The 5,117-nt window shown below is 63.5% G+C and carries 4 protein-coding genes and 1 pseudogene; 1 reads left to right on the top strand and 4 read right to left on the bottom strand.

Annotated features, from left to right (window positions below; translation table 11 throughout):
• The 3 genes from EOA60_RS17940 to EOA60_RS17930 form a co-directional block, all read right to left on the bottom strand.
• On the bottom strand, positions 1-620 hold a 620-nt coding region (locus EOA60_RS17940; RefSeq protein ID WP_128311681.1), incomplete at its 3' end, for a PfkB family carbohydrate kinase.
• Positions 621-633: 13 nt separating this feature from the next.
• Positions 634-1,503, bottom strand: a complete 870-nt coding sequence (locus EOA60_RS17935) for a MurR/RpiR family transcriptional regulator (protein WP_095824981.1) — start codon at positions 1,501-1,503, stop codon at positions 634-636.
• The gene (locus EOA60_RS17930) at positions 1,500-2,489 is read right to left on the bottom strand and encodes a sugar phosphate isomerase/epimerase family protein (protein ID WP_095824982.1); all 990 of its coding nucleotides are present in this window, start codon (positions 2,487-2,489) and stop codon (positions 1,500-1,502) included. Before EOA60_RS17930 ends, EOA60_RS17935 begins: the two co-directional genes overlap by 4 nt.
• Positions 2,490-2,634: 145 nt before the next feature.
• Between EOA60_RS17930 and EOA60_RS17925 the strand changes: the two are divergent.
• Positions 2,635-4,292, top strand: a pseudogene (locus EOA60_RS17925) (sulfatase-like hydrolase/transferase).
• Between the two features lie 6 nt (positions 4,293-4,298).
• Here EOA60_RS17925 and EOA60_RS17920 read toward each other — a convergent pair.
• Positions 4,299-5,117 (bottom strand): sugar phosphate isomerase/epimerase family protein (locus tag EOA60_RS17920; protein WP_164899378.1); only part of this gene is annotated, 819 nt, incomplete at its 5' end.

Below are 5,117 nucleotides of genomic sequence, written 5' to 3'. Positions count from 1 at the left end.
CCTTCAAGCGTGTCGACGACCGGAATGCCGGCCAGGAACTCCGCCTCTATGGCGTTGGTGATCACGATGTCGACGAGCCCGGTGAGTTCGGCGGGCAGCGGCCGGGCCGGCGCCGCGTTGAGCACGACGCAGCAGCCATGAGCCTTCGCCGCGCGCGCGGCAGCGATGTTGGCGATTTCCGGAACTTCGTTCTGCAGCAACAGCACCTCAGCCTGCGCGAGCACACCGGCCGCCCCCGCGACATCCTTTTCGCCGAGTATCAGATTGCTGCCGGAAACGATCACCGCGCCGTAGTCGCCATCGTAGTCGAAGATGGCCACGCTCATGCCTGATCGGGTCCCCGGTTCTACTCGCACGAAGCGGTGATCGACATTGCTGCGGCTGAGATTGGCGAGCAGCGCACGGCCGAAATCGTCGTCGCCGACGGCGCCGATCATCGCCGACCTCGCCCCCGCGCGCGCCGCCGACAGGACCTGATTGCCGCCCTTGCCGCCGCATTTCGGCTGCCAGCCGAAACCTGTCACCGTCTCGCCCTTGCGCGGGCGATCCGGTGCGTCGACCAGGATGTCGTAATGCAGGCTGCCGAACACGGCCACCAGCCCCGCTGAAGCAACGCTCATCCGCGACGATCTTTCATCTGTACTTGTCTCGCCGTTTCGACGTCACTGCCGACATGGTGCGGCCGAGATTGTGCTCCGCCGCCTGGTAGTCGCGCTGCGCCACCGCGACGAACAGCGCATCCAGGATGTTGAGCTGGGCGATACGGGCGGCCGCATTCTCGCCCATCAGCGGCGACCCCCGCGCGGTCGAGCAGAGCACGACATCCGCCTCGGCTGCCAGCGGCGAGTTGGCGTAGTTGGTTATGGCAAGCGTGCGGGCGCCGTTCTTCTTGGCGAGCTGAATGGCATCAATCACCGCGCTGCTGTTGCCGGAATGGGAAAAGCCGACGGCAATGTCTTCGGCGCCGAGGAGCGAGGCCGACATGAGCATCATGTGGGAATCGTCGTAAACCGCCGCGCGGATGCCGATCCGCAGGAACTTGTGCGAGACATCCCGGGCAATCTGAGCCGAACCGCCGACGCCATAGAAGTCGCGATGCTTGGATCGATAAATGAGGTCGGCGGCCCGGTCGAAATTGCCGATGTCAAGGATCGCCAGCGTTTCCTCCAGCGCCTGTATGGAAGTGCGGAAGACCTTTTGCACGATCTCGGCCGAACTGTCGTCGACGGAGAGTTCCCGGTGCATCTCGGCGGTCGGCGAGCGGCTGTATTCGCAGACTGCCGTCCGGAAGTCGCGATAGCCGGAGAAGCCCAGCTTCTTGGCGATCTTCACCACCATCGCCTCGGAGACGCCGGCCTCGTCAGCGATCTCCTTCAAAGGGATCGTCTCGTCGAACCCGCGGCGGCCGAACACGGTTTCCACCACCTTTGCCTCCAGCGGTGTGAGATGCGGCATCATCATGCGGATGCGCGGCCCCACGGCCCGGAGATCCGCGGACGTCATCCTGCAGCTCCGAGCAGGATTTCCTGGACGATAGCCTGCGAGGCAACCGCGTCCTGCCCGTCGAGGGCAGCCGCCAACCGATTGTCCCGCTCCAGCCGCTCGACGACCCGCAACATGCGCTTGACGGTGGCGATGTTGACCTCGCATTCGCGCACCGGGTCGAGACCGGTCATGTCCGGAAAGGTGTCGAAATAGATGGCACCGGCGTAGCCGTCCCTGCGTATCTGGCGCAGCAGCTCGATGGTCTGCAGCGTGTGCACGGCGCCGACCATCAGGCCGTCGTCGCGCTTGGCGTAGCCATCGTTGAGATGAACACCGAGCAACCTGCTGTGACGGGCGACAAGAGCGGCGGCAAAGGCCGGTTGCTCGTCGGCATAAAGAACATGCGCGAAGTCGAGGGTGACGCCGAGATTGGGCAGGCCGGCCTCGCGGATCGCCAGCAACGTGGTCGCGGCATCCGGCATCAGCGAATAAGAACGCGGCTCGTTCGGCTTATATTCGAGACTGATGGCGCAATCGGGGTCATGCGCCGCAACTTCACGAATACCGTCGATTTCGTGTTGCCAAAGTGTCGCGTAGTCGGCCTGGAAAGCGTAGTCGAAACCATCCTGCCCCAGCCACAATGTCATGAGACCGGCGCCGGCCTCTCGCGCCGCGTCGATGCCAGCCTTGGTGAGGTCGATGGCTTCACGCCGCACTGCCGGATCGGGATTGGTGAACGCGCCGAGCTTGAAGGCGGGATTGGAATAGTAGCGCATCGCGAAGCCATTGATGGAAAGCCCGAGATCACCAAGCCTCCGTGCAATTTCCCTGGGGTTTTCACCGATATGGTCGGGAAAGTTGAGGTCGAGATCGGTGAGCCCCTCGACCTTAGCCGCCCGCGCCGCCATCTGCAGCACCGAGGGCTTCCCGGTAAGCCCGGCCCACTCCGCCTCAGGCCGCGAGGCGAAGGAATTGAGACGGGTGGCAAAACGATGGGATGTCATTTGGGATCCTTGGGATGCCTGAGACTTCACATGAAAAAATTATTTTGTAAAGTTCTCTGGTGAGCTGTACAGGCTGGTTGCCCTGGTTGGCATGCGCTGATTGTTCTGGCATTACCGGGTTCGAGAACCATTCCGACGGGCAGCAATGACCTCGAAACGCAACGTCCTTTTCATCATGTGCGACCAGCTGCGGTTCGATTATCTGAGCTGCGCCGGGCAGAAGAGTCTGACGACGCCGAACATCGACCGGCTCGCCAGCCGCGGCGTGCGTTTCACCAATGCCTATGTGCAATCGACGGTCTGCGGCCCCTCGCGCATGAGCGCTTATACCGGCCGCTACGTCCGCTCGCACGGCTCGACGCATAATGGCGTGCCGCTCAGAGTCGGCGAGCCGACGCTGGGCGACCATCTGCGCGAGGTCGGCGTGCGTTGTGCGCTCATCGGCAAGACACATATGAAGGCCGACGAGGAAGGGATGGAGCGCCTCGGCATCGCCAAGGATTCCGTCATCGGCGTGCGTGTCGCGGAATGCGGCTTCGAGCCGTTCGAGCGCGATGACGGCCTGCACCCCTCGACCAGCTACGACCCCGATCCGGCCTACGACTCCTATCTGCGCCAGCACGGCTTCGAGGCCGAAAATCCTTGGGAGCATTGGGCGAATTCCGGCGAAGGCGAGAATGGCGAGAATTTCAACGGCTGGCTGCTCGTCCATGCCGACAAGGCGGCGCGCATTCCGGAGGAGCATTCCGAGACGCCTTACATGACGCGCCGCGCCATGCGCTTCATTGAGGACGCCGAGGCCAAGGGCGAAGTCTGGTGCGCGCATCTTTCCTACATCAAGCCGCACTGGCCCTATATCGTGCCCGCGCCCTACCACGCCATGTACGGCAAGGCGGAGATCCAGCCGCCCGTTCGCAGCGAAGCCGAGCGCGTCTCGCCAAACCCGATCTTCGAGGCCTTCCAGCAGGAGCGGTACTCGAAGAACTTCTCGCGCGATGAGGTCCGCGAAACGGTCGTTCCCTGCTACATGGGCCTGATCAAGCAGATCGACGATCAGCTCGGCCATTTGTTCGACTTCATGGAGAAGCGCGGCCTATTCAAGAACACGCTTGTCGTCTTCACTTCTGACCACGGCGACTATCTCGGCGACCATTGGCTCGGCGAGAAATACCTGTTCCACGACGTCGCGGTGAGGTGCCGATGATCGTCTACGATCCTCGTCCGGAAGCCGACGTCACAAGAGGAACCACGTCGGACGCGCTGGTCGAGATGATCGATCTCGCGCCCACCTTTCTCGATTATTTCGGCGGCAGGCCCAAGCCGCATGTCCTCGAAGGCCGCTCGCTGCTGTCGCTGACTTCGGGTGAGCGGAAGAGCCTGCGCAACTATGGCATCAGCGAATATGACTACAGCGGCGGTGCGGCGCGGCTGAGGCTCGCCATGCCGGTGTCGGGCTGCAAGCTCTACATGATCACCGACGGCCGCTTCAAACTCGTCCATGGCGAAAGTGTCGAGCCGATGTTCTTCGATCTCCACAACGACCCGGGCGAATTGCGCGACCTCGGCCGCGAGCCGTCGGCCGCCGGCGATATCGAGCGGCTGCGCAAAATGCTGATGCGCTGGCTGGCGCTGCCCAACAATCGCATTACCGTCCCCGACGAGTGGCTGACGGAGATCGACGACAAGGTCGGCCATTTCGACCCGATCATCGGCTCCGGCGTGCTCATCGGCTATTGGGACGAGGCCGAACTCACCGAACAGCTGGAGGCGCGTCGCCGCTGGCTGACGCGCCGGGGCAACTAGCTTTCGTTACCCGAGTGTCAGCCCCGCCTTCTTCGCTTCCTCGCGCAGGAAGGGCAGCCCAACCTCAATGACGTCGCGCGGGTCTTCCGCTACCGGGCGCCATACCGCGAGCCCGCCGGCGATGTCGACGTCGACATGGTTCATGCTTTCGAGCGTGATCGGGCCCTCATAGCCGATGTCGGCGATCGCCTTCATGCAGGCTGCCCAGTTCAGCATGCCGCGCCCCGGCACGCCGCGATTGGCCTCCGACACATGCACATAGCCGAGGAAGGGCGCCGCCGCCTCGAAGCCGGCCGCGAAGCTCTCTTCCTCGATATGCATGTGGTAGGTGTCGAGATGGATGAAGATGTTGTCGGCGCCGATGCGCTCGATGATGCGCGCCGCGTCGATGCCGCGGTTGATCAGATGCGTCTCGTAGCGGTTGCAGGGTTCGATGCCAAGCTTCAGGCTGCGGGCCTTCGCCGACTTTGCCGCCCTTTCGAGGAAGCGGCACATGCCGTCGATCTCCCGCTGCGTCGGCGCCCGGCCGGTGGTCTTGCCGATCGTTCCATAGGTGACGCCGCCGAGCGCCTCGGCGCCCACCTCGTTGCAGACGTTGAAGGCCGGCTGCAGGAAGTCGAGCGCCTCTTCCGGCCGCTCCACCACGTCGAGCGCGTGCGGCAAGCCGAGCGAGGGAATGAGCTGCACGCCATAATGGTTTGCAAAACCGCGCGTGCGCTTGGTGTCGATCTCCTCGGGTCTGAGCAGCGGGATTTCCATGAGGCCGATGCCGAGCTCCTTCAGCCGGTCCATCTGCGGCTCGATGCGGGCCAGATCCCAGACCTG

This window comes from Mesorhizobium sp. M1A.F.Ca.IN.020.06.1.1, from assembly GCF_004023265.1.
Taxonomy (GTDB): domain Bacteria; phylum Pseudomonadota; class Alphaproteobacteria; order Rhizobiales; family Rhizobiaceae; genus Mesorhizobium.
This window is presented reverse-complemented; position numbering and strand designations above follow the sequence as displayed.